This is a genomic window from Shinella yambaruensis (assembly GCF_050859155.1).
GTDB lineage: Bacteria > Pseudomonadota > Alphaproteobacteria > Rhizobiales > Rhizobiaceae > Shinella > Shinella yambaruensis.
In genome coordinates, this window is record NZ_CP150638.1 from 94819 (window position 1) to 114928 (window position 20110).

The following is a 20110-nucleotide window of genomic DNA, read 5'->3' on the forward strand; positions in this document are numbered from 1 at the left end:
TTCCGCGTAAGCCGCGGAAATAGACGGCGAAATTTGTGTTGCCCAATGTTGCTTCCGTAAGCACATCACAGAAAGGCAACACAAATGGACATTACTTCGTCGCAATCCGCTTCGGTTGAGCGCCTGCTCACCGATCAGGAAGTAGCCGATATCTTCCAGGTGCACCGCGGGACCATCTGGCGCCGGGTCAAGGACGGAACGCTCCCCAAGCCCATCCGCATCGGCAGCATCACCCGCTTTCCCCAGTCTGAAATTGTCGCAGCTCTCGAAGCCGCGAAGCAACAGCGCGCGGCGTAAGGGGGCGACCATGAAAACGACAAACCCGGCGGCGCGGGCAGGCGCCAACCGGGTCCAGGATGTCAAAGCGTTTCGCAGCAGCATCGACAATCTGGACCTTACCGAAAATCCCAACAAATCTCAATCTGAAATGCTGGCGGCTCACTCCGTCATGCGTCGTTTCGGCGTGTCGTATTTTCACGCCCTGACCGTCTGCCAGCTCTCCGGCCTTGGAGGTACGGCAGCATGAGCAAATTTTCTCTTCGCGCAGTCATCACCCTTCCGGACGGCTCCGAAAGCCTGCCGGTGACCGTCGTCGGCCGGCAGGCCTGGATGCTCGATCAGTTGATACAGGCCGGATCCCGCGGCCTGACATCGATCGAGCGGCCGGCCCCAAGGATTTCGCATTACATCTACAAGCTTCGGGGGGTCGGCTTCGATATCGACACCGAGTATGAAGCCCATGCCGGCCCGTTCCCGGGAAGACATGGGCGGTTCCGCCTCCTGTCTAAGGTCCAGATCATTTCGGACAGCCGGAAGGCGGTGGCGGCATGAACGCGGCTCACCTCGCAAAGATGCTTGGTGGCGAGGTGGCTGGAAGGGATCGGGTGCTTTGCCCCGGTCCCGGCCACTCCTCGAAAGACCGAAGCCTGTCCGTCACTCTCTCTGGCGAAGATTTCATCGTGCACAGCTTTGCCGGCGACGACTGGCAGTCCTGCAAGGACTATGTACGTTCCATCGTCGGCCAGGGCGGCGTGTTCATGAAACCGGCGCGCGACCGAGCCGACGCGCCCCACGGCGGGGCGGGAGACAGTGCCGATCGGACGCCCCGCGCTCTCGCCCTCTGGTCTGAAGCTCGCCCCCTGACCGGAACGCCAGCAGAAATCTATCTGGCCTCCCGAGGCGTTCCCTACACCGGCCCGGCGCTCCGCTGGCATCCCTCCTGCCCCTTCGGTGAAGGTCGACGTGTCGGCGCTCTGATTGCCCTGGTTCGCAACATCATCGACGGTCAGCCGCAAGCCATTCACCGGACAGCGATCGACCGCGACGGGCGCAAGCTCTCGGATCTCGGATCGAACGGCCGCCTTGCTCTCGGTCCGACTGGTGGCGGCGCGGTTCGGCTCTTCGATATCGAGTGCGGTGCACTCGGCATTGGCGAGGGTATCGAAAGCACTCTGTCCATTCGCCGGCTCCCCGACTTGGGGAATATGCCGGTATGGGCGTGCTTGAACGCTGGTGGCATCGGCTCCTTCCCGGTCATCCCGGGCCTGTCGGCCTTGTGGATCGCACAGGACAACGACCCGGCCGGCCACCGTTGCGCCGGGGATGCGGTTGCTCGGATGGCTGCAGCCCGGATCGAGACAATCGTCCTTTCGGCAAAGGAACCCGGCGCAGACCTCAACGATATCGGGAGAGTGCGCCATGCTTAACCCAGAAGTCAGCCCCGCAGGTTTCCCCCAACAAGAAGGTCTGTCCGTCGTGCACTTCGATCCCAACAAGCCGCAGGCATCGAGGGGCAAGCCTCCCCCGCGCTTTGTGCGGACGAATACAAACGTCATCATGGCGACGGTCTTCGATCCGATCCGCTGGACGGTGCCTGGCTATCTCGCGGAAGGCCTCTCCGTCCTGGCCGGCCGCCAGAAGCTCGGAAAGACCTGGCTGGCTATCGACTTCGCCCTGGCCGTCGCGACCGGCGGCATTGCCATGGGCAGCGTCTCTGTCGAGCAGGGCGACGTTCTCTATATCGACATGGAGAATGGCCCTCGACGCATCCAGCGCAGGATAGAAACGATCCACGGCCATCTGCGCGACCGCCCCGACCTTTCCCGGTTGGAATGGGTGACGGAAGCGCCGCAGCTCGACAAGGGTTTCATCGGCGCCCTTGAGGATTGGCGGCAGAGTGTCCGCCAGCCGCGTCTCGTTGTCATCGACGTTCTTCAGCGCATCAAGCCCGCTGGCAATGCGAACCGCAACAGCTACGAAAACGACTACTCGACATTCGCGCCGCTCCAGCAGTGGGCGACCAAGCACGGGATTGCTGTGTTGGCACTGCACCACACCAAGAAGGGTGGCGCGGACGATCCGCTGGAAGCGCTCAGCGGCTCCAACGGCCTCTCAGCCTGCGCCGATACCACCCTTGTCCTTGACCGCGATAGCAACGGCATCACGCTCTATGTTGGCGGCCGAGACGTTGAGGAGAAAGAGTCCGCCCTCTCCTTCTCGTCGGGTCTGTGGACCGTGAAGGGCGATGCCGGCGATGTTCGGCGCACCAGCGAGCGCGGCTCCATCCTTGCCGCACTGGAAGAAGCAGACGAGCCGCTGTCCCCGACAGACATTGCGGATGCGACCCGAATGTAAGCGCACAATTCGGGGCACCTGTTCATTGAAAATCGAATGAAGGATTCTGTGTCCACAACGGAGACTGTGGACATAATGGCATTGGATATCTTGACTGGATCGGGGCCCCTTCGGGCTGTGAAGGTTCTTTCCAACGGGAAGCGACGGTTCGATCCCATCGAGAAAGACCGGCTGATCGACGCTGCAATGAAGCCCGGGGTATCAGTCGCCCGCCTGGCACTGGCGCACGGCGTCAACGCCAATCAGTTACGCAATTGGGTGAAGCTTCGCCGAGATCGGCAGGCAGAGGGTGCTTTGACGGTTGTTGCGGGGGAGGAAACATCGGCTTTTGTTCCGGTGGTTTCAGCGTCGCCGATTGCGCGGCAGCCCGACATGCCGGCTCGTCCATCATCGGCAGGAATGCGACTGACGGCGTCTCTGCCGAACGGTGTGCGGCTTGAGCTTGAAGATGCGGATGAGAAGGCCTTGTCCGCGATGATCGAAGTTCTGGGGCGTTGCAATGTTCCGGCTGGCTGACGATCTTCGCGTCTATCTTCACCGGGACCCGATCGACTTTCGTGCGGGGATCAACAGCTTGGCGATCGTAGTCGAGCAGTCGATGGGCTTGAGCCCGTTCGAGCGTGCTGTGTTCGTCTTTTGCAACCGTCGGCGCACCCGGATGAAGCTCCTGTTCTTCGAGCGGTCAGGGTTTGTGCTCGTTTTGAAAGCCTTGTCCGAAGACCGGTTTCGCTGGCCCCGCCGCGAGGCGCCGGTCGTGACGCTCGATACCGAACAGTTGCGCTGGTTGCTTGACGGCATCGATCTTGACGCGATGGTGCGCCATCCTGTCCGGCAGTATGAGTTTGTCGGCTGAAGGCTGTTGACGGAGCGGGGCGGCTCAGATTCAAAGCTACGATGACACGAGCCGGCACTCCTGATGTTGCGGAACTGATGGCGCTTCTGGCGGCGAATGCTGCGGAGAACGCCGCGCTGCGGGCTGAAAGGGATGCTCTTGCACAGCGTGTCTTCAAGCTCGAGGAAGAACTGGCGCTTGCACAACTTCATCGTTTTGCGCCGCGCAGCGAAAAGCATATGGATCGCGTCTTCAATGAAGCCGAGAACGCCGCTCTGGAGGCCGATGCGGATGAGGGCTTGGCCGATTGTGACGAGACAGACGCCACTGAGCTTCCCGACACGGGATTGCCAGAGGTGGAAAAGCCCGAAGGCGTCAAGCGCGGGCGTAAACCTCTTCCGGCAAACTTGCCCCGCCAACGCGTTGAATATGACCTTGCCGACGATCAGAAGACCTGTCCGTGCTGCCGCCATCCGTTGCATCGCATGGGCGAACTCGTCACCGAGCAGCTGCATATCGAGGTGAAGGCGACCGTGTTGCAGAATGCCCGGGCGAAGTATGCTTGCCGCAACTGCGAGCGCACCGGGATCAGCACGCCTGTCATCATCGCGCCGATGCCTGCACAGCCCTTGCCGGGCAGTATTGCCACGGCCTCGACGCTGGCCTTCGCGCTGGTTCACAAATATGTCGACGGGACACCTCTCTATCGCCTGGCGCAGGCCTTCGAGCGTGCTGGCGTTCCTGTCAGCCGTGGCGCCCTCGGCCATTGGGTGATCGGTTCGAGCGAAAAGCACCTCGTTCGCATCTACGATGCACTGAAACAGCGGCTCTTGTCGCAGAGCGTCATCCATGGTGACGAGACCACGGTGCAGGTGCTGAAGGAAAAGGGCAGGAAAGCAACGGACGAGTCCTACATCTGGGCCTATCGCAGCGGGCAGGACAGCCTCGAGCCGGTTGTGCTGCTCGAATATCAGCCCGGTCGTGGGCAGGTGCATCCGCAGACTTTCCTTGGTGACTATCGCGGCATCCTGATGAGCGACGGCTATCAGGCCTGGCGCACCCTGAAGGGCGCAACGCATGTCGGATGCATGGCGCACGCCAGGCGACGCTTCGTCAACGCCTTTAAGGCCGGGAAGAAACAAAGCGGGCGGCCCGCGCAGGCATTGAAGTTCTTCGACCAGCTCTACCGGATTGAAAGGCAGGTGCGGGACGAAAAGCCCGATGATGGCGAAACGCGGGCCGATTGCATCCGACGCTTGCGCCAGAAACACAGCGTTCCGGTCCTGGATGCCCTGAAGGAGTGGCTCGACAGGATGGTTCCCAAGGTCGTGCCCGACACCAAGCTCGGCGATGCGATCTCCTATACGCGAAACCAGTGGGAATATCTGACCCGCTACACCGAAGACGGCAGGATGCCGATCGACAACAATTTATTGGAACGCGACATAAGAGTTTTTGCAACCGGAAGAAAATCCTGGCTCTTCTGTGACACCGTCGATGGGGCCAAGGCAAGCGCCGTCATCTACAGCCTTATGCTGACCTGTCGCGCCTGTGGCGTCGAGCCATTCGCCTGGTTGCGACACGTCTTCACCGAAATGCCGCAGCGTCCAGACGGCGCCGACATCAACGACCTCCTGCCATTCAACTTCGCAAAAACCGCACCTGACTGATCAAGGCCCATCGGCAAAAGCCGATCACCCTCATAGCGGCCAAGTCAACGCGCAGGGAAATGCGCGCTTACACCCGAATGCCGAACCAGAACGTCCGTCAGCTTCTCGTGAGCATGGGGAAATCCGGCGAGGTCGTGAAGGTGTCCCGCGGCCGGTATGTGCACCACAAACGTGATGACCTGATCACAAAGGCGGGGGCCGATCACAACAATCACAAAGTCACAAACGAGGCCTGACATGAAGGAAATCAATCACATGTCCGCTGAAAACAAAGGGGTATCCCAAGTTTGTGATGTTGTGAGCGTTGTGATCGACCCTCAGGGTAACACGACCACCAATCACAAATCAGACCTCTCTTGCGAGGCCATAGCCGATGCCGCCGCATGGCTGGCCTCTCGGCCCGAGCCGATCCCGCACGTCATCCCCGCCCTGAAGGAGCGCTTTGGTCTCACCGGCCTCCAGGCCTGCCAGGCCATCGCTCTCGCTCGGCAGGCGCCCATATCGAGGGCAGGAGATGTGCCATGACGTTCGGCAGTTATCTCCTTTCCTGCATCACCACACTGCTGGTCTTCATTCTCCCCGCCTATGGGCTAACCGCCTGGAAGCTGCGCAGCTCCACCGCCAGGCGCAACGCGAAGGAAAAGCACCATGAGTTCATCTGATGTTGTGGATAGCCCGAAATGGGTTCGTCTCGAAATCGTGTGCGGCACCCTCAGTGGCATCTTCAGGGAAGATAGCCGCGGCAAGCACGAGTTGGTGATGGTGTACGCGCCGTTGCCGTGCACGACCATAGAGCTGGTGGATGACAGCGGCAGCCGCGAGAGCGTCGGCGTCATTTTCAGCGGCGAGCTTGCTGACATCCGCCGAGGGGCAGAGAACCTTGGCCGGGAATATGGCGTTCCCGTCGTCGATTGCACGCTCGATCCGGTCGGTGGGCGGCAATAGAGGGCGGCAAAATGCATCATGCGCTCCAGAAGGATAGTACCATGAACGCCGCCAATCTGATCGAGCCCGGGGAGGGCAACGTCATCGCGCTTGTCGATGCGTCGGCAGTCAGGCTCCACATCCTGCCGGACGAGGTGATGACGATTGCCGAGGCATCAGCACATGCCGGAAAGTCGACCAAGACAATCCGGCGATGGTGCGAGCAGTTCGGAATTGCGCGTCAGGTTCGAAAGAATTCCCCGCTTCAGGTTTCCCGGATCGCACTCGATATGGTCATTCACGGCGACTGGCCGGCGCTGGAGCGACTGAAGGCCGGCGACCGCGGACATCGGCTCATCGGCTTCTATCGTACGCTCGCCGACCTCGATTGATCAAAAAAAGTTCCGCCAAATGTCCAACCATGTCCAACGGTGTCTAACTATGTCCAACGGTGTCCAATTGATAAGGTATTGAAATAACGTTATATTTTCTGAAATCCAAAAGGGGTTTCGACCATGGCAGGCACTTTTCTTGATCTCTTTCGCGGCACGGGAACGGGTGGTGCCGGCGGCAACCAGATGACAGCGTCTGCACCCCAGCAGGCACAGGGCGGATTCTTCGATCGCTTGGACCCAGATCTTTTGCTTTCGATCAGCACTGGTCTTCTGACCGGCAAGACCATGCAGGAACAGCTTGGCAATGCGGCTCTCGGTCTGGCGCAGCACCGCAAGGACCAGCGCCAGCGGAACAAGACGCTCGAAATTTTGGGCAGAGACAACCCGGATCTCGTCAAGGCCGTGAATGCGGGCCTCCTGACCCCGGCCAGCGCTTTCGAGATGGCTTACAAGGAGCGGCGTGAGAGCCTTAAGGCCCAGAAACCGAGCCGCAAGTTCGTCACGCTTCCGAACGGCGCGTACGGGTTTGTCGATGAGACGAACCAGACGTTCACACCCATGGGCAATGCGCAAAAGGCCGAAAGCCGGCCCGCTCTCGCGCAGGAATACCAGTACGCGAAGGAGAACGGTTACGAGGGTGGCTTCACCGACTACATTCAGTTGAAGCGCTCCGGCGGCGGCAGCGGCGATAATGCAGGCTTCAAGGTGCCGGGTGGCTATCGGCTGAAAGATCCAGCCAATCCGAGCCTGGGCGTCGAGCCCATTCCTGGCGGCCCCGCCGAGGAGATGCCCGGCGAGCTTTCGGCTCGCATCGGTATGGCCAAGACTTTCATTGAGCAGGCTCCGTCGCTCCGTCAGAAAATCACGAACGGCGAAGTGACCGGATGGTTGGACCAGGCTATTGCCGAGGGTGGATATGGCGACCGCGGGCAGACTTACCAGGATCTCCAGTCTGGGGTTGACGCTCTCATGCGCCTGATGACCGGTGCCGGGATGAACGAAACCGAGGCGAAGCAATATGCCTCTCGATATCTGCCCACCAGCAGAGATACAGCCGCCTCGGCTGCAAATAAACTCGATCGTCTGGTGAGGGAGCTTGAGGCAACCGCAGCGGAGGCGTCCCGTGGTCGTGGTGGTTTCCAATCGCCCCGCCAGCGCTCCGGCAGGATCGACGACCTTGTGCGCAAATACGGGGGTTGACCATGGCAACGCTCCAGCAGCTTGAAACCGCCCTCATCAATGCTGATGCAGCCGGCGACACGGAAGCGGCCACCGAGCTTGCCCACGAGGTCGGCCGCCTGCGCCGGGAGCAGGCTGCCGCGCAGGAGCCGGCACCAGAGGGCGATGGGATGGCTCTTAACGTGACGGCCGGCCTCAATCAGTCGATTTACAATACCCTCGGCGCGCCGGTCGATTTCTCCCGCTGGCTGATCAACAAGGGTATCGAGGGAGCGAACTACGTCACCGGCTCAGAAATGGACACCATCCCGACCGACAGTTTCGGCGGCAGCGAATCCATTTCGAGCATGTTCGGGGCCGTTGGCGTTCCCGAGCCGAAGGACATTCAGGCGCTCACACCGGAAGAGCGGATAGCCCGAGGTGTCGGCGAAGGCGTCGGATATACCGTCACGCCTGCCGGTATCGTCGGTGCTGGTGCCCGTACCGGTGCCCTGACCGGGCGAGCCCTCGATACAGCAACCCGCATGCTCGGCTCGGGGAACAGCGTGGGGCGTCTGGCCGGTGACGCGATTGTCGGTGGTGCGTCCGGTGCCGGCGCGACGGCGGCCATGGAGGCCACGCCGGATAGGTACGATGCCCTGGCCGGGATGGGCGGCGGCATCATGGGCGGCGGCGTCGGCGCACTCGCCGCTGGCGTCCCGGCAATGCTCCAGAGTGGTTTCCGCATGGCACGGGACGCTGCTGCACCACTCTACCAGGCCGGCCGGGAACGCCTTGCAGCTCGGCAGCTCGCCGATAGCGCAACTGACCTATCCACCTTCCGCCGGTCGTTGGAAGAGCCTGCACAGGATCTGGTATCCGGTTCTCAGCCGACGACGTTCCAGGCAACGGGAGACATGGGCGTCGGCGGGCTTGAACGCGGCATTCAGACGAAACGGCCCGAGGCGTTTCAGCAGCGCCGCGTTGATCAGAATTCCGCCCGGCTTGCCGCCCTTGAAGGCGTACAGCGTGACGGCTCACCCGAAAAGGTGGCCGATGCCGCCCGTCAGATCGTCCAGGCCGTCAGCGAGCGTGCCCAGGCGGCCTATGATGATGTTGTGGCGCGGGCGACGGCCGGTGCCGATGAAGTCGTGGCAGGCGCCCGCCGATCGGTCGATGACGCTGCCACGGAAATGGGCATTCTGAACCAGCGCATGGGAGAAGGCGCTGGAGCCCGCGCCAGCGGCGATGCAATGCGTTCCTCCCTTGAGGAGGCCCGCGCCGCTGCGAAGGCCGCCGAACGCTCGCTTTGGGAAGCCGTTGACCCGGATGGTTCCTTGGCTCTTCCCGCACAGAACACCCGGCAGCAGGCCACCACCCTGATTGCTGAGCTTCCCCGCTCCGCCAAGCCGCCAAGCGGTGAGGAGGGGGCCATCTTCGACGTCGTGAGCCAGTACGGGGACACCATCCCGTTTTCCGAGCTGACCGCGCTCCAGAGCCGGATCAAGGCTGAGATGCGCGCCGAGCGCCGCAACTTCGGGGAGACGCCGGCTTACCGCCGCTTGTCCATGTTGAGCAAGGCGACCGATGCTGATATTGAATCCGCAGTCGCGGGCAAGATCCAGCAGGAAGCGCAGGCCGTGGCTCGGGGCGAAATGGACGAGGCCGAAACGCTTTTCGCCCGCATGTTGCAGGATCAAAGAGGCTGGTATGAGCAGCGCACCCAAGCCCAGGCAATGGGGCAGAGCGTTGGCGAAAGTCTTGGAACCGATGCCACCGGCAGATCGGGCCGAGTTCCTGCAACATCTGGAGGCCAAGTATCGGGCGGTTTCGGATTTCGAGGTTCTGAGGGAAATTCAGGAGTACAAGAAACTGGCCTCCTCCCCAACTTCGACCCCGGCGCCCGAGACCGACTAGACGCCGCCCGCACGGCCACCCGCGAGCGTGTCGAAACCTTCGACAACAAGACACTCGGTCCCATGCGCCGCCGCCCGGCCTACACGGCTCCCTATGACATGGCCGCGGAGTCTGTCCCGGCCAAAGTGTTCTTTGGCCGGCCGGAGAGCGCCCGCGCCATCGATCAGTACCGCCGTGCGGTCGGACAGGAAGTCGCCGATCAGCAAATCCAGCAATATGCGGTTTCGAGGCTCCGGCAAGCCGCGTTCAATGCGGACGGCTCGGTGAACCCATCCAAACTGGACACCTGGCGCCGATCCCATGCCGAAGCGCTCGACAAGCTTCCCGCTCTTCGCCAGCAGGTGGACGAGCTGGCGCACTCCGCACGCGGTCTTGCAGACAGGACGGAGGCGGCCACTCGAATTGGCAAGGCCGCGGCGAAAGTGTCGAATGCCCAGATAGCTGAAGCCGCTCGCCGGCAACGCCTCATGACGGACGCTGCGCAGCGCAGCCGCCTCGGCAAGGTGATGAACGCTGACAGCGCCGACGCCGTGGTGAAGCAGATCGGGAGCGTCTTTGCCCGCAAGGATGCCGGTGCCGAGATGTTGAAGCTGAACCTTGCCACGCGAGGCGATCCGGAAGCGCGGGCCGGTCTTCGCCGCGCCGTGGTTGACCACATTCTCGGAAAGTTCGTCGGCAATGCCGAGGCCGGTACGGGCGGGCAGTCTCTTATCAAGGGTGAGGCGTTTCAGACATTCGTCAAGGAAAAGGCAGGTGCGTTGCGCGCCGCCGGCTTCAGTGATGACGAAATCAAGACCGTCCAGAACATAGCGGCCGACATTCGCCGGTCAAACCGCTCGATTTCGGCGCTGCGCATCCCTGGTGGCAGCAACACCGCGCAGGACATCTATGCCGCGGCAAAAAGCGATGCTGCCAGCTCCATCCTTTCCCGGCTGCTCGGCGCATATGCTGCCGGCGGCAGCATCGTGTCGGTGGTGGGCGGCAAGATGGCTTCAGCCCTTCGCGAGGCAGGGTTTCAGAGCGTCGACGATATTCTGGCCGATGCCCTGCTGAATCCGACCCGTGCAAAGCTTCTCCTTCAGAAGATACCGACCAGGACGGATAGCGGCGCGATCGACCGTCTTGCGGAGCTTTATCGTCGGATGCCGGTTGCCACCGCCGGCACCATGCAGGGCGAAGGGGACAGGCAGAAGAAGGCGGCAAGGCTCGGCGGCGGCAATCAAACCCATCAGTGGATCGCACAGCGTCTCAGCACCTTCGGCGGCATGGGCGACAATGAAATCAGCGGCGTCATGGATGCCCTGCGTTCGGATCGCTCGGGCGCGGCCGGCAAGGTCATGAAAGACCTCATTGGCCTGGAGGGCATGAAGCTCTCCGAGACCGATAAGGCGGCGGCGATCCGCTACATCCTTGAAGGCACCCTTGGTCAAAGCGCGAATACGCCTGCTTCCCGGTGGCAGGGGCAGCGCAGCGGAAGCGCCGACAAGATGCCGTTGGAAATCACGGTTCCAGTCCGCGTGAGATGAAAGCAGAACCCATGATCGAGACGAGGAAGAACATGGCACGACCAAGCAAATTCCAGCCTGCCTATTGCGACCTTGTGATTGAGCACATGGCCGAAGGCGCAAGCCTGACTTCATTCGCCGCCGAAATCGGCGTGGCGCGTTCGACGATCAACGAATGGATGGAAGCCCACTCCGACTTTGCGGACAGTGTAAGGATTGCCAAGGCCAAATGCGCAGCCTGGTGGGAGAAGCGCGGGCGAGAATTGGCCGTAGAGGGCGGCGGCAATGCGGCGCTCGTCATGTTCGGCCTGAAGAACATGGGGGCCGACGACTGGCGCGAAAAGCAGGAAGTCGAACAAAGAACGACGGTCGAGGCAGCAGACCCGCTTACGGCGCTGCTGGCGCACATTGCAGAGCATGGCAAGCGGATTCATGATCGATAGGCGTTGGCGGAGGGGCGCACATTGACTCGCCTACAAGGCAGGACGAGCATTTGCCGTGCGAATGGTGTTCCGGACGGAAATTCACAAACGCCTCTCAGCGAGGCCCTATGGCGGTTTCCGGGGTTTTCGGAAGCTTACGCGCGCGAGGCGAAGCGCGGCCGGACGTGTCCCTCTCGGTATATTCGGAGATGCTCCTTAAAAAACTGGCCGACAAGTTGGGAATCACGCCCGAGGACGTCCAGCGAATCTGCGCAGGGAGCTCGTGCTTGGAGAAAAAGCCTAGCATCGTTTGCAGTCCCCGCTAAACGCAGGACCGTTCGAGATGCATTCCCTCTCGGACAGAGACACTGATCAATACGAACGAAGCCTGCGAATTCTGGTTCGTAACGGCTATTCAATAGGCGATAAGCTTGTAGCTGAAGGCCTTGCCCGAACTTGGGAAGGCCGACGCAGGCCCTGGTGCAACACCGGCCAGTAAGGGGGGCCGGTCGCCTCTGATCCATGCTATCAACGTGGTTTTGCAGTGTGCTTTCGCCTATCGACTCCTCCACCCATTCATTGCATCCTGTTCCTGTCCGAACTATAGGAGGTGTTGCGTAATGGCTCGGCAGATTGCGCTTTGCTTCGTGATAGGCGTGATTGCTTACGCCTGCTTTTGGATGGCGTGGCAGTGGTTTTGATCCTTTTGTGAATGGAACCCGAGGAGATAGCCGTGACCATCAAGCCCGTGAAATTCACAGTGAAGAAACCTGTTGTGATTGACGGTCATGATGTCGGCACCGGGGTCTACGTCGGGCAGAAAATTTCGGACACCGAGATAGAGCGTTCAGCAAACCGACCCGTTTCCTATTTCCTCCACCTCGCCGTCCCTGAGGAGATCAGGGATCAGACGGCGATGCGACGCTTCGATCTGGACGTTACGGACCTTGTGAAGAAGGGGCATATCATCATCTGTTAGGCGGCCAACACAGAAACTCTGGGCTTGGTCCTGTGTGCCGGCCACCTGTCGTGGCCGGCTCTGGTACCGGTAGATGGACGGGCAAACTCATAGGGAACGCCGATACGATAACTACCTTCTCGCGGTCACTTCGTTTTCGTCTCGTGTCAGGAACTGCAGCGTCACGGCGCCGATATTTTCTTCCAGCCATTTCGCCATGGCGAGTTCCTCATCGAGAATTCGGCGGCAAACCGTAGCGGTCTCCTCATCGCCGACATATTCGGCCGCGGCGATTAGAATCCGATAGCTCGCAATCTCCATGTGCTCGAATGTGTAGCTCGCCAGGGAACCCTTAACGACTTCGTCGCTGGCGAATACGCCGCCCAGACCTTGCGCCATCGCGGTTAGCTTGCCGGCCGCGTCCTTGAACGCCGAATTGCCTTCGCCGAGCCTGTCCAGGCATCCCTTGAGAAGCAATGCTTGCTGCTTGGTTTCATCGATGTGCTTGCCGATGCGCGCTTTCAGTTCCGGCTAGTTTTCCAACCGTTCGAACTGAGCGTTTAGCATCGTCTCGGCTTGCTCCTCCATAGCGTTGGCGTCGCGGAGCCATGCGATCAGATTGTCTCGGGCGCTTGTAGCCATTTGCTTTCTCTCCTCTTGTGAAGAGAGCGGAACCACACCGGCGCTGCATTGTTCCCCTGACGAAAGGAGAACGACAATGACAACGCCTGACAGCAGAGAACCTGTTTCTCCCACGCCCGAGGTAGAAGATCCCCATCCCGGTAGTATCTCGGACGGGACACACCCCGCGGCGAGGGAACACAGCCAACCCAATGCAACTGAAACAAGTGGCGCTGAGCGTGTTCGAGGAAGCGCCGAGAAGACCGCGCCAAAGCGAAAGGCGAGCCGTATAAATTCTGAAGCACCGAGACATCCGAACAAAGGCGCCTACGGCACTTGATTCGAGAACCGAGGTTTCATCGCCGCACAACCCGCTGATCGGCTTAGAAATGACCCGGCAGCGAGGGCAGTCGCTCCGGGCCTCGGTTCTGTCCATCCAGGGGAGGATTGGAACGAACACCCGGGACACTATCCAAGCGAAGCACGGGTTTCAACCTCCCTTGCGTGAGTATGCCGCGAGGTCTTGAAGCCCGATAACCGAATCAATAGATTCCAACACGGCGCTGCAATGTGGCGCTTTCCTTGTTGATCACCAACGTTTTCAGTGAGGTAGAAATGATCTCTACGATGTTTGATCGCCCGGTCTATCTGAAAGAGCGGAAGGATCTGGTGAGGGAAATAACGTGCGTGGAAGACGCGATCGACTTCCTTGAGGAATTTCCCGAGCGGGACCGCGATCTGGTCCACGATGCAACCCTGAAGACCTGCTACATGGCGCACGATGGGCATAAACCGCTTCGTGTAGCGCGTGACGCAATCCGGTCTTACGGCAAGAAAAAGGGCCTTCTCGTGAAGGAGCCCGCCGTCCAGCCCTGGATGGTCAAACCGTCCACCGGCGGCGGGCGCGTTTCCCTCTGAATCAAATGTCGATGGCGGGAGGCTGCGAATGCAGCCTCTCGTTCGGAACCTTATCAAGCAGTGCTGGTTTTCCGTGCATGAGAGACACGGAACGAAAAGCCAAGGCTGGCATGAGCCGCTTCCTCGTGACCATATTCGTCATCGCGGTCCTCATCGCCGGCTTCTACATCGTGTTCTGGACACCGGGCGAGCCCGAGGTGCAGCCTACGCCGAACGCGATCAACCGATCTGAATGAGGTGCCGAGATGGACAGGATCTATCCGCAGGGCGGTGCTGACAATTTCGATGATCCGCCGCCGAGCCGCGAAAACGAGGAACGAGCAAGCCGCCGAATTCTTCTTGCAATGCTCGGAGCAGCGCTGACCGTAGGAGGCTTGTATGCGGTCGGCGTGCTGTGCGGGGTCGTTGCCCGGGCTGTATGAGCGCGGAAGACGCCTCTCCGCCTCGGCAGGGTGCTTTGTTTCTGAGAGGCTTGCGATAACCTCGCAAACAGCAGGCGCCGGCCGTCGTTGCGTGCGGTGCGCCATCTGCTATTCATGAGCGATGACACTTAAACGCGATCAGCAAATTGTTGCGCTAAAAGAACAAGGTTGGGCGAGCAAGGACATCGCCGCATCAGTCGGTTTAAGCCCGTCGCGTGTAACTGCCATCTGCCGAAACTACCGCGGCAGACGCGATACCCCACCGCTGCCGCCTGGCATTTCAACAAAGACGGCACAGTTTGTGAAGCAAACAATCGGCGTGTGGCCTTCACCCGAAACCGCTGATTTCATAGTTAAGCGGCTGACCGCTATCATGGCGGGCACGCGAGGAAGTCGAGCAGTTCGCGAACTCGGCGTTTGGCTTCAATCGTTGGGCCTGATCCCGTAGGCCGCCACACCGTTATCCGGCTGTCACCTCTACGGCGTCCACAGGCACCCAGCCGGACGAGCACGGGCCACGGTAGACCATTCGAGGGTTCACGGGGCTAGAGACGCCACAGCGTCCATCGCCATAGACGATCCCATGCCAGCCGTTTTTCTGGTCGCATAGGAAGACCTCGGCGCCCAAGCGCAATGTCCCGACTTCAGGGTTGTCACTTCCCGCGGCGGCTCTCACCGACAGGTGATCGCTACCTTCCGAATTCAGGCCAACGACGACCCCATTCGATCCGCAAGCATCCATGCCGTCGCCGCCGACTTCGACATATTGAGCCGAGATCGGCGTCGCAATCGAAAGCGCCAGCGCAACCGCTATCAAGCGAAACGGAGAGGAACGGCGAATCTTCACCGTCAATCCTCACCCAGCACTTCGGAGAGGTATTTGCCGTCATCGGTGAATACCTCGATGACGCGCCATCTATCGTCCTCGTCGTCATCGCCGACCATGCCGAAGTTGAGAACCTGAGTGGCGCCATCGTTGCCCGAAACAGTGGCGCGCACCCGGGCTTCATCGCTGCTGGAGATGACAACCTCGGTCTTGACCCTGTCGACTTCACTGATTTTGCCGAGGAGGAACGCCATTCCAGCTTCTGCCGCGCCGTTCTCCCACGACGCCGCGATATCCATATACCAAGCTCCGTGTCCACCTGGGGGCAAATCTGCCCAAGGATGCTTCGCATAGATCCCGACGACAACATCGCCAGGCTCTTCTGCATGAGCAGGGATGAAGCCGCTGAGCAGCATCATAAGCAGGCTGGCGGAGACGGCGGCTTTTGACATTCGAGGCCCCATTGCTCGTTGTTCCCGTATTCATAGCCCTTTCGATGATGAATGGAATACGAGCTTAAGAATGTGACCTCTTCCACGCTTGCAGGAATGGAGGTCACCGCTACAGGTTCCTTTCCTCTCTTCTGCGGTCGCTGGAGGCGGCTCCCGCGCCGAGTGCTGCCGGTCCTCCAACTTGACGCAAGGTATGGATGGCAGTTTCCGCGCGGCTGGGGGAGAAAGAGGCAGACGTGGATTCCGCAATCTTTTCATCGCAGACGGAGCGCGCCGCATGGCGGATCGCAACCCATCATCTCGGCTGCGGCCAGCGCGATCCGGTGAAGATGATCGTCGATGCCATTGAGCAAGAACGGGCCCGCTGTATCGATCTCATCGAGGCCGCCGGCTTTTCCAGTGACGACCTCTCGCCGTTCATCGCAGATCCGCATGCGGACTGGTAGCAACCTCTTTTTATGGCCGGCGTTGTGGCGTTGCGATAAAAGGATTTCTTTCGATCGCCGGAACGCCCGGTTGAGCGTACGAGGCGCTCGCCGGGTTTTTGCTACGCCTATGGCATCAAGACCGCAGCGGCATTCCGATCTTAAAACTCGAATAGATCGTAGTGGAAATCGATCTTTCCCTTGAAGCGGATCATGAAGTCGGCCTTGCCGTCACCATTGGTGTCGCCCATCAGCAACGTCTCCTTGCCGCTCTTCTCGTATCGAAGCTCTCCGGCTTCCTTCGAAAACTTGTTCTTGGCGATAAAGTTGAAATCCTGCATACCCGGCTTCTTTGAGTTGGCATCCCAAAGGTGCAGGTCGATCTTGTCTCCCTGCTTGGCATTGAAGTCCGTTATGAGGTCGGCATTTTTCTTTGTCTTTCCGGTGTCGCCCTTGCGGAAGATGAAGAGGTCGGCGTCACCTCCACCTGTCATCACATCAGCGCCTTTGCCGCCCGTTATGTAGTCGATCGCCTTGCCGCCTTTGATGACATTAGCCTTGCTGTTCCCGCGAAGTTCGTTTGCGAATAGTATGTCAATTCTGACGTAAGTATCCCTGGTGAACGACGCGCCCTGCCAATCGATCAACATCCAGTCTTCACCGTATGTTATGTCGGACCGTTCAAGCCAATACATATTGGTATTAAGGCGAAAGCCGGCGATCGGGGGCAAATTGTCGTCGATATCTTCAAAGCGTGGACCATTCGGGGCGAAGAGCGTGAATAGCCCGATATCATAGAACTTGATGTCGATACCGCTTCCGACGAAATCCATGGAAAAGATCCCGCCGGTTTCATTCGTTTCCCAATACGGAGGCGGCGGCCGATGCTGAGGACTTTGCGTTTCCGCCGTCGTGATTTCTTCGCCAATTCCGACCTGCTTTCGCCCCCAGCCTGGGTAGGGCTTCCCCCAGAGGTGGTCAGGATCAGGCTTATTGACGTCTTTTACTCGGTAGAACCAATAATCAATTTCAATAAATTTTCCGTCGAAGCTCATATTCGGTTTCCAGTAATGCGAATCTCATCGGCAACGATAGATACGCCTAGCTTACCTGAGCCTTAATTCACGCAATTTGCGGTAGAGGACGTAGGATGTTTGATAGCTGCGAGCCGCTACACTAAGAAGACTGCGTTTCGCGGGGAACGAAATTGTGCATCAGCCATTTGGTCTAAACATGAATAGGCAGAGAGGTTGAGGTTTGCAGAAGCGACACCGCATTTCCGCGGGCAGACAGGTTTCCATCGCACTTGCCGTCGCGATCATAGGACTGCTGCTCTTTATGAACGCCGTCGTCATCGCCGCGGCGCTTCAGGAATTCGGCTAAAACCGCGGCTTTCGATCGAGCCTGGAATATTCAGCCACCACCACCTTTCGGCCTCGCCAGCCTCACCCCGGCACCACCCCCGTTCTCGGGAATGAAGGTAACGCCAGCCTCAATAAGTGTCCGTTCAATAGCGCGGATAGTGTTCAGGTGCCCGGTAAGCTCTCCTTCCATAGCCTCCAGCCTCTTAATCGTCGGAACGGATATCCCGCACTGGTCGGAAAGTTCTTGCTGCGACCAACGCAGCAAAGCGCGGGCGGCTCGCATCTGCTCAGCATCCATTAAATTGATCCCTTTCGGATAATTTGATCCCAATGGTATTGCAATGTGATCTTATATGGATTAAATAATCCCTAAAGGATCAAAATGCAATGGATCAACCCAGATGCCGAGCGCCCACGTTCCGGCCACCGCCGGAGGCATACCTAAATTCAACCGCTCGCAGATCATGCGCGATGCCTCGGCGCACTACCGTCGTGCACAGGCCTATGTCGCCAGGAATCCCTACCTGCGGGGCTCCGTCGTCCGCTTCGGCGATTGCCTCAGGGCGGAATGGAAGCACGCCAAGGCCCAGGCCGCCAAGGCGAAGCTCGATGCCGCCGTGGTCGTCCGCATCGATGCCCTGAAATCCGAAATCCTCAATCTCGACTGCAAGCCCTTCGGCATCCGCATTGGAGCGGAGCGCTGGGCGCTGGTGGCCGAACTGTCAACGCTGGAGGCCGCGTGATGCATGCAACTCTCATCAAAGCCGCGTGTACAGGCAGTGCCGTGTTCGCCGAAGTCGAAGCCGCCGCGAAATGCTTGGCCGACGCCATGGAACGGGCACACGGCGGGCGCTGGCGCATCCAGATTGAGCACGAGCACCAGTTCGTGACGGTCGCCCGCATTCGCGACCGAGGCCCGATCAAGCCCAAGCCGGAGATTGTGTGATGTCCGAGACCAACCTCTACTGCCTCGGCGCATCTTTCGCCGCCCTAGTGGCCGACTACCGCGCCGCTCAGTCTCAGCTTGCCGCGCTCCAGCACGAAGCCGACCGCACCGCCGCCGATGCCGGCTTGGTCTACGGTTCGTCGGCTTGGTCCGCGCACCGGTTCGCCGTAACCGGCCGCACCGTCCATCACATCAACGCGCTTTACGAGAAGCTGGAGGATCTGGCGCAGGAAATCGTGCCGATCCGCCCCGCCTGCTTTGCCGGCCTGGTGATCAAGGCCCGCGCTCACCAATTCGCCGGCAACCCCGCCGCCATCATCAACGAAATCGAAGCCCTGGCGCTCGCCAGTAATCAGGAGGCCGCATAGATGACCACGACCCGTCGCACCTTCCTTGGCGGTATTGCTGCAGTAACTATCCCGCCGGCCGCGGCCGTGGCGGTGGCTGCCGCAGAGCCGGGAACTCATTCCGTTGACCAGTTCCTCGCCGTCGCCACGCCGGCAGAGCGAGCCCGATACCACGCGGACGCGCTCAAGGAGGCTATGGCCGAAATTCACCCCGATCGGTCTTGGCGTAGCGTGATCGACGACAAGCACCACTTCGTGCTCACCATCGGCGACCCGCGCCTGGACGCATAAGCGCCAACCTCATCAGAAATTCGGAGAAACCACCATGCCGAACACGTCAGTTCAGGCCGCCGGCGAAGCTATGCCCGGCACCTTGTCCCGTCGCTTCTTCCTGTCCCGCGTCGGCGGCGCCGCTGCCGCGTCCGCTCTTGCTGCCGCACCTGCGGTTGCGGCGAACAGTCCGGAAGAGAACCCAGACCTCTTGGCGCTTGGGAAACAGTTCGATGCCGCGCACGCCGATTTCACGGAAGCCGCTGAGCGCGTTTCTGAACTACAGCCGGTATTCCGAGCCATCGCGCCGGTCTTGCCGCCTGAAATCAGCCGGACGCAGTATGACCGGCTGGCCGGCCCGAGGTACGGCGAAATCTACCGTGATCCAGCCTCACCGCGATACGAGGACATGAGGGCACCGGACGGCGGGCGGTATCTCGTCATCACGTCCTATGAGCTGGAGCGCAATTTCAGGGACGGGAAGATGCCCGCACATATCAAGAGCCTGCACCGGATCGCCAAGGACTTTGAGGCCGCGACGGAGGCTGCGCTTCAATCAAGCGGGCTAGCGGCAGCGCTGTCGAGTTACCATTCCGTGGAATGGACGTTGCGGCGGATCGCCAGCAGCCTTTCGGAGACGCGCGCAAGAACACCGGCCGGCCTCGCCATCAAGGTCAGGGCCACCGGCGCATATGCCGCCCTCGGTGCAGACGAGTGCCTTTCGGCAAGCCTCTGGCTGGCAAAATCCATGTGGGGCGACCTCGAAGAAGGGGAGGTGCTATAATGGCTGCGCTGGAGAACTTCCGCCGTTCCGAACTGGAGCGCTGGATTGACCGGGCCATTGACCTCCTCGACACCATGGACGGCGATCCGGACCTTGAGGACGACGATCTGGAAGATATCGACGAGCGCGAAGAGCCGAACGCAATCATGATGAGAGGCGCAGGCCGATGAAGCTCATTGCCCTTCTCATTGCAATCGGCCTCCTGAAGGCCGCCAAGGGCATTGCCTGGGCCGGCGAGTTTGTGGCCGACGCCGCGGTATGGATCATCGACCAGTGCGACCCGAAGACCCGGGGGCGCACGTGAGCGCCACCGATTTACG

31 protein-coding genes and 1 pseudogene are annotated in these 20110 nt (G+C 60.3%); 27 read left to right on the forward strand and 5 right to left on the reverse strand.

Annotated features, from left to right (window positions below; all coding sequences use genetic code 11):
- The first annotated feature begins 84 nt into the window (after nucleotides 1-84).
- The 16 genes from WMC41_RS00460 (at nucleotide 85) to WMC41_RS00535 (ending at nucleotide 12436) form a co-directional block, all read left to right on the forward strand.
- The gene (locus WMC41_RS00460; RefSeq protein WP_432346601.1) at nucleotides 85-297 is read left to right on the forward strand and encodes a helix-turn-helix transcriptional regulator; all 213 of its coding nucleotides are present in this window, start codon (nucleotides 85-87) and stop codon (nucleotides 295-297) included.
- Nucleotides 298-307: 10 nt separating this feature from the next.
- Nucleotides 308-526, forward strand: a complete 219-nt coding sequence (locus WMC41_RS00465; RefSeq protein WP_432346603.1) for a hypothetical protein — start codon at nucleotides 308-310, stop codon at nucleotides 524-526.
- Entirely contained in the window at nucleotides 523-831 is a 309-nt protein-coding gene (locus tag WMC41_RS00470; RefSeq protein WP_432346605.1) for a winged helix domain-containing protein, read from the forward strand. Before WMC41_RS00465 ends, WMC41_RS00470 begins: the two co-directional genes overlap by 4 nt.
- Entirely contained in the window at nucleotides 828-1706 is an 879-nt protein-coding gene (locus WMC41_RS00475; protein WP_432346607.1) for a DUF7146 domain-containing protein, read from the forward strand. The genes WMC41_RS00470 and WMC41_RS00475 overlap by 4 nt, the downstream gene beginning before the upstream one ends.
- Nucleotides 1699-2634 carry an AAA family ATPase gene (locus WMC41_RS00480; RefSeq protein WP_432346609.1) on the forward strand — a complete coding sequence of 312 codons (936 nt, stop codon included), beginning with the start codon at nucleotides 1699-1701 and terminating at the stop codon, nucleotides 2632-2634. Before WMC41_RS00475 ends, WMC41_RS00480 begins: the two co-directional genes overlap by 8 nt.
- Before the next feature lie 75 nt (nucleotides 2635-2709).
- On the forward strand, nucleotides 2710-3150 hold the full coding sequence (tnpA, locus tag WMC41_RS00485) for an IS66-like element accessory protein TnpA (RefSeq protein ID WP_332909300.1): 441 nt from the start codon (nucleotides 2710-2712) through the stop codon (nucleotides 3148-3150).
- On the forward strand, nucleotides 3134-3487 hold the full coding sequence (gene tnpB / locus WMC41_RS00490) for an IS66 family insertion sequence element accessory protein TnpB (protein ID WP_269832258.1): 354 nt from the start codon (nucleotides 3134-3136) through the stop codon (nucleotides 3485-3487). The genes tnpA and tnpB overlap by 17 nt, the downstream gene beginning before the upstream one ends.
- Before the next feature lie 41 nt (nucleotides 3488-3528).
- Nucleotides 3529-5136, forward strand: a complete 1608-nt coding sequence (tnpC, locus tag WMC41_RS00495) for an IS66 family transposase (RefSeq protein ID WP_432343401.1) — start codon at nucleotides 3529-3531, stop codon at nucleotides 5134-5136.
- A 237-nt stretch (nucleotides 5137-5373) separates the two neighbouring features.
- A complete protein-coding gene (locus WMC41_RS00500; RefSeq protein ID WP_432346611.1) occupies nucleotides 5374-5661 on the forward strand; it encodes a hypothetical protein in 288 nt (95 codons plus the stop codon).
- A complete protein-coding gene (locus WMC41_RS00505) occupies nucleotides 5658-5798 on the forward strand; it encodes a hypothetical protein (RefSeq protein WP_432346613.1) in 141 nt (46 codons plus the stop codon). The genes WMC41_RS00500 and WMC41_RS00505 overlap by 4 nt, the downstream gene beginning before the upstream one ends.
- Entirely contained in the window at nucleotides 5785-6081 is a 297-nt protein-coding gene (locus tag WMC41_RS00510; protein ID WP_432346615.1) for a hypothetical protein, read from the forward strand. The genes WMC41_RS00505 and WMC41_RS00510 overlap by 14 nt, the downstream gene beginning before the upstream one ends.
- Before the next feature lie 41 nt (nucleotides 6082-6122).
- Nucleotides 6123-6452: a hypothetical protein gene (locus WMC41_RS00515; RefSeq protein ID WP_432346617.1), complete on the forward strand. Its 330-nt coding sequence runs from the start codon at nucleotides 6123-6125 to the stop codon at nucleotides 6450-6452.
- 123 nt (nucleotides 6453-6575) lie between these two features.
- Nucleotides 6576-7655, forward strand: a complete 1080-nt coding sequence (locus WMC41_RS00520; protein WP_432346619.1) for a hypothetical protein — start codon at nucleotides 6576-6578, stop codon at nucleotides 7653-7655.
- Between the two features lie 2 nt (nucleotides 7656-7657).
- Nucleotides 7658-11056: a hypothetical protein gene (locus WMC41_RS00525; protein WP_432346620.1), complete on the forward strand. Its 3399-nt coding sequence runs from the start codon at nucleotides 7658-7660 to the stop codon at nucleotides 11054-11056.
- A gap of 11 nt (nucleotides 11057-11067) precedes the next feature.
- Complete coding sequence (locus tag WMC41_RS00530; protein ID WP_432346622.1) at nucleotides 11068-11478, forward strand: hypothetical protein; 411 nt, start codon at nucleotides 11068-11070, stop codon at nucleotides 11476-11478.
- A 712-nt stretch (nucleotides 11479-12190) separates the two neighbouring features.
- Nucleotides 12191-12436: a hypothetical protein gene (locus tag WMC41_RS00535; protein WP_432346624.1), complete on the forward strand. Its 246-nt coding sequence runs from the start codon at nucleotides 12191-12193 to the stop codon at nucleotides 12434-12436.
- 111 nt (nucleotides 12437-12547) lie between these two features.
- On the opposite strand, the pseudogene WMC41_RS00540 reads toward WMC41_RS00535, so the two are convergent.
- Nucleotides 12548-13057: pseudogene (locus WMC41_RS00540) on the reverse strand (ferritin-like domain-containing protein).
- Nucleotides 13058-13651: 594 nt separating this feature from the next.
- Between WMC41_RS00540 and WMC41_RS00545 the strand changes: the two are divergent.
- The 3 genes from WMC41_RS00545 to WMC41_RS00555 all read left to right on the forward strand — a co-directional run bounded on the left by WMC41_RS00545 (nucleotide 13652) and on the right by WMC41_RS00555 (nucleotide 14376).
- Nucleotides 13652-13954, forward strand: coding sequence for a DUF982 domain-containing protein (locus tag WMC41_RS00545; RefSeq protein ID WP_432346626.1), 303 nt, complete (start codon nucleotides 13652-13654; stop codon nucleotides 13952-13954).
- Nucleotides 13955-14031: 77 nt separating this feature from the next.
- Nucleotides 14032-14190, forward strand: coding sequence for a hypothetical protein (locus WMC41_RS00550; RefSeq protein ID WP_432346628.1), 159 nt, complete (start codon nucleotides 14032-14034; stop codon nucleotides 14188-14190).
- Between the two features lie 9 nt (nucleotides 14191-14199).
- Entirely contained in the window at nucleotides 14200-14376 is a 177-nt protein-coding gene (locus WMC41_RS00555) for a hypothetical protein (RefSeq protein ID WP_432346630.1), read from the forward strand.
- A gap of 460 nt (nucleotides 14377-14836) precedes the next feature.
- Here the strand turns inward: WMC41_RS00555 and WMC41_RS00560 are convergent, their stop codons facing one another.
- Complete coding sequence (locus WMC41_RS00560) at nucleotides 14837-15229, reverse strand: integron (RefSeq protein ID WP_432346632.1); 393 nt, start codon at nucleotides 15227-15229, stop codon at nucleotides 14837-14839.
- Nucleotides 15226-15654, reverse strand: a complete 429-nt coding sequence (locus WMC41_RS00565) for a hypothetical protein (protein ID WP_432346634.1) — start codon at nucleotides 15652-15654, stop codon at nucleotides 15226-15228. Before WMC41_RS00565 ends, WMC41_RS00560 begins: the two co-directional genes overlap by 4 nt.
- Before the next feature lie 197 nt (nucleotides 15655-15851).
- Between WMC41_RS00565 and WMC41_RS00570 the strand changes: the two genes are divergently transcribed.
- Nucleotides 15852-16100 carry a hypothetical protein gene (locus WMC41_RS00570; RefSeq protein WP_432346636.1) on the forward strand — a complete coding sequence of 83 codons (249 nt, stop codon included), beginning with the start codon at nucleotides 15852-15854 and terminating at the stop codon, nucleotides 16098-16100.
- Between the two features lie 140 nt (nucleotides 16101-16240).
- Here the strand turns inward: WMC41_RS00570 and WMC41_RS00575 are convergent, their stop codons facing one another.
- Both WMC41_RS00575 and WMC41_RS00580 read right to left on the reverse strand, forming a co-directional pair.
- Nucleotides 16241-17134: a M10 family metallopeptidase C-terminal domain-containing protein gene (locus WMC41_RS00575; protein WP_432346638.1), complete on the reverse strand. Its 894-nt coding sequence runs from the start codon at nucleotides 17132-17134 to the stop codon at nucleotides 16241-16243.
- 358 nt (nucleotides 17135-17492) lie between these two features.
- Nucleotides 17493-17741, reverse strand: a complete 249-nt coding sequence (locus WMC41_RS00580; protein WP_432346640.1) for a helix-turn-helix domain-containing protein — start codon at nucleotides 17739-17741, stop codon at nucleotides 17493-17495.
- A gap of 103 nt (nucleotides 17742-17844) precedes the next feature.
- Here WMC41_RS00580 and WMC41_RS00585 point away from each other — a divergent pair, with 103 nt between their 5' ends.
- From WMC41_RS00585 to WMC41_RS00615, 7 genes are read left to right on the forward strand one after another with little or no spacing between them, the layout of a single operon-like run.
- Nucleotides 17845-18186, forward strand: a complete 342-nt coding sequence (locus WMC41_RS00585) for a hypothetical protein (protein WP_432346642.1) — start codon at nucleotides 17845-17847, stop codon at nucleotides 18184-18186.
- Nucleotides 18186-18389: a hypothetical protein gene (locus WMC41_RS00590; RefSeq protein WP_432346644.1), complete on the forward strand. Its 204-nt coding sequence runs from the start codon at nucleotides 18186-18188 to the stop codon at nucleotides 18387-18389. Before WMC41_RS00585 ends, WMC41_RS00590 begins: the two co-directional genes overlap by 1 nt.
- Nucleotides 18389-18757 (forward strand): hypothetical protein, encoded by a 369-nt coding sequence (locus tag WMC41_RS00595; RefSeq protein ID WP_432346646.1) that lies wholly within the window; start codon nucleotides 18389-18391, stop codon nucleotides 18755-18757. Before WMC41_RS00590 ends, WMC41_RS00595 begins: the two co-directional genes overlap by 1 nt.
- Nucleotides 18758-19027, forward strand: coding sequence for a hypothetical protein (locus WMC41_RS00600; RefSeq protein ID WP_432346648.1), 270 nt, complete (start codon nucleotides 18758-18760; stop codon nucleotides 19025-19027).
- 34 nt (nucleotides 19028-19061) lie between these two features.
- Nucleotides 19062-19790: a hypothetical protein gene (locus WMC41_RS00605; protein ID WP_432346650.1), complete on the forward strand. Its 729-nt coding sequence runs from the start codon at nucleotides 19062-19064 to the stop codon at nucleotides 19788-19790.
- Entirely contained in the window at nucleotides 19790-19960 is a 171-nt protein-coding gene (locus tag WMC41_RS00610) for a hypothetical protein (RefSeq protein WP_432346652.1), read from the forward strand. The genes WMC41_RS00605 and WMC41_RS00610 overlap by 1 nt, the downstream gene beginning before the upstream one ends.
- Nucleotides 19957-20094, forward strand: a complete 138-nt coding sequence (locus tag WMC41_RS00615) for a hypothetical protein (protein WP_432346654.1) — start codon at nucleotides 19957-19959, stop codon at nucleotides 20092-20094. The genes WMC41_RS00610 and WMC41_RS00615 overlap by 4 nt, the downstream gene beginning before the upstream one ends.
- The last annotated feature ends 16 nt before the right edge of the window (nucleotides 20095-20110 follow it).

Coding starts and splice junctions, on each gene's coding strand:
- WMC41_RS00460 (WP_432346601.1), top strand. CDS start 85: ATGGACATTACTTCGTCGCAATCCGCTTCGGTTGAGCGCCTGCTCACC.
- WMC41_RS00465 (WP_432346603.1), top strand. CDS start 308: ATGAAAACGACAAACCCGGCGGCGCGGGCAGGCGCCAACCGGGTCCAG.
- WMC41_RS00470 (WP_432346605.1), top strand. CDS start 523: ATGAGCAAATTTTCTCTTCGCGCAGTCATCACCCTTCCGGACGGCTCC.
- WMC41_RS00475 (WP_432346607.1), top strand. CDS start 828: ATGAACGCGGCTCACCTCGCAAAGATGCTTGGTGGCGAGGTGGCTGGA.
- WMC41_RS00480 (WP_432346609.1), top strand. CDS start 1,699: ATGCTTAACCCAGAAGTCAGCCCCGCAGGTTTCCCCCAACAAGAAGGT.
- tnpA (WP_332909300.1), top strand. CDS start 2,710: ATGGCATTGGATATCTTGACTGGATCGGGGCCCCTTCGGGCTGTGAAG.
- tnpB (WP_269832258.1), top strand. CDS start 3,134: ATGTTCCGGCTGGCTGACGATCTTCGCGTCTATCTTCACCGGGACCCG.
- tnpC (WP_432343401.1), top strand. CDS start 3,529: ATGACACGAGCCGGCACTCCTGATGTTGCGGAACTGATGGCGCTTCTG.
- WMC41_RS00500 (WP_432346611.1), top strand. CDS start 5,374: ATGAAGGAAATCAATCACATGTCCGCTGAAAACAAAGGGGTATCCCAA.
- WMC41_RS00505 (WP_432346613.1), top strand. CDS start 5,658: ATGACGTTCGGCAGTTATCTCCTTTCCTGCATCACCACACTGCTGGTC.
- WMC41_RS00510 (WP_432346615.1), top strand. CDS start 5,785: ATGAGTTCATCTGATGTTGTGGATAGCCCGAAATGGGTTCGTCTCGAA.
- WMC41_RS00515 (WP_432346617.1), top strand. CDS start 6,123: ATGAACGCCGCCAATCTGATCGAGCCCGGGGAGGGCAACGTCATCGCG.
- WMC41_RS00520 (WP_432346619.1), top strand. CDS start 6,576: ATGGCAGGCACTTTTCTTGATCTCTTTCGCGGCACGGGAACGGGTGGT.
- WMC41_RS00525 (WP_432346620.1), top strand. CDS start 7,658: ATGGCAACGCTCCAGCAGCTTGAAACCGCCCTCATCAATGCTGATGCA.
- WMC41_RS00530 (WP_432346622.1), top strand. CDS start 11,068: ATGATCGAGACGAGGAAGAACATGGCACGACCAAGCAAATTCCAGCCT.
- WMC41_RS00545 (WP_432346626.1), top strand. CDS start 13,652: ATGATCTCTACGATGTTTGATCGCCCGGTCTATCTGAAAGAGCGGAAG.
- WMC41_RS00550 (WP_432346628.1), top strand. CDS start 14,032: ATGAGAGACACGGAACGAAAAGCCAAGGCTGGCATGAGCCGCTTCCTC.
- WMC41_RS00555 (WP_432346630.1), top strand. CDS start 14,200: ATGGACAGGATCTATCCGCAGGGCGGTGCTGACAATTTCGATGATCCG.
- WMC41_RS00565 (WP_432346634.1), bottom strand. CDS start 15,654: ATGTCAAAAGCCGCCGTCTCCGCCAGCCTGCTTATGATGCTGCTCAGC.
- WMC41_RS00570 (WP_432346636.1), top strand. CDS start 15,852: ATGGCAGTTTCCGCGCGGCTGGGGGAGAAAGAGGCAGACGTGGATTCC.
- WMC41_RS00575 (WP_432346638.1), bottom strand. CDS start 17,134: ATGAGCTTCGACGGAAAATTTATTGAAATTGATTATTGGTTCTACCGA.
- WMC41_RS00580 (WP_432346640.1), bottom strand. CDS start 17,741: ATGGATGCTGAGCAGATGCGAGCCGCCCGCGCTTTGCTGCGTTGGTCG.
- WMC41_RS00585 (WP_432346642.1), top strand. CDS start 17,845: ATGCCGAGCGCCCACGTTCCGGCCACCGCCGGAGGCATACCTAAATTC.
- WMC41_RS00590 (WP_432346644.1), top strand. CDS start 18,186: ATGCATGCAACTCTCATCAAAGCCGCGTGTACAGGCAGTGCCGTGTTC.
- WMC41_RS00595 (WP_432346646.1), top strand. CDS start 18,389: ATGTCCGAGACCAACCTCTACTGCCTCGGCGCATCTTTCGCCGCCCTA.
- WMC41_RS00600 (WP_432346648.1), top strand. CDS start 18,758: ATGACCACGACCCGTCGCACCTTCCTTGGCGGTATTGCTGCAGTAACT.
- WMC41_RS00605 (WP_432346650.1), top strand. CDS start 19,062: ATGCCGAACACGTCAGTTCAGGCCGCCGGCGAAGCTATGCCCGGCACC.
- WMC41_RS00610 (WP_432346652.1), top strand. CDS start 19,790: ATGGCTGCGCTGGAGAACTTCCGCCGTTCCGAACTGGAGCGCTGGATT.
- WMC41_RS00615 (WP_432346654.1), top strand. CDS start 19,957: ATGAAGCTCATTGCCCTTCTCATTGCAATCGGCCTCCTGAAGGCCGCC.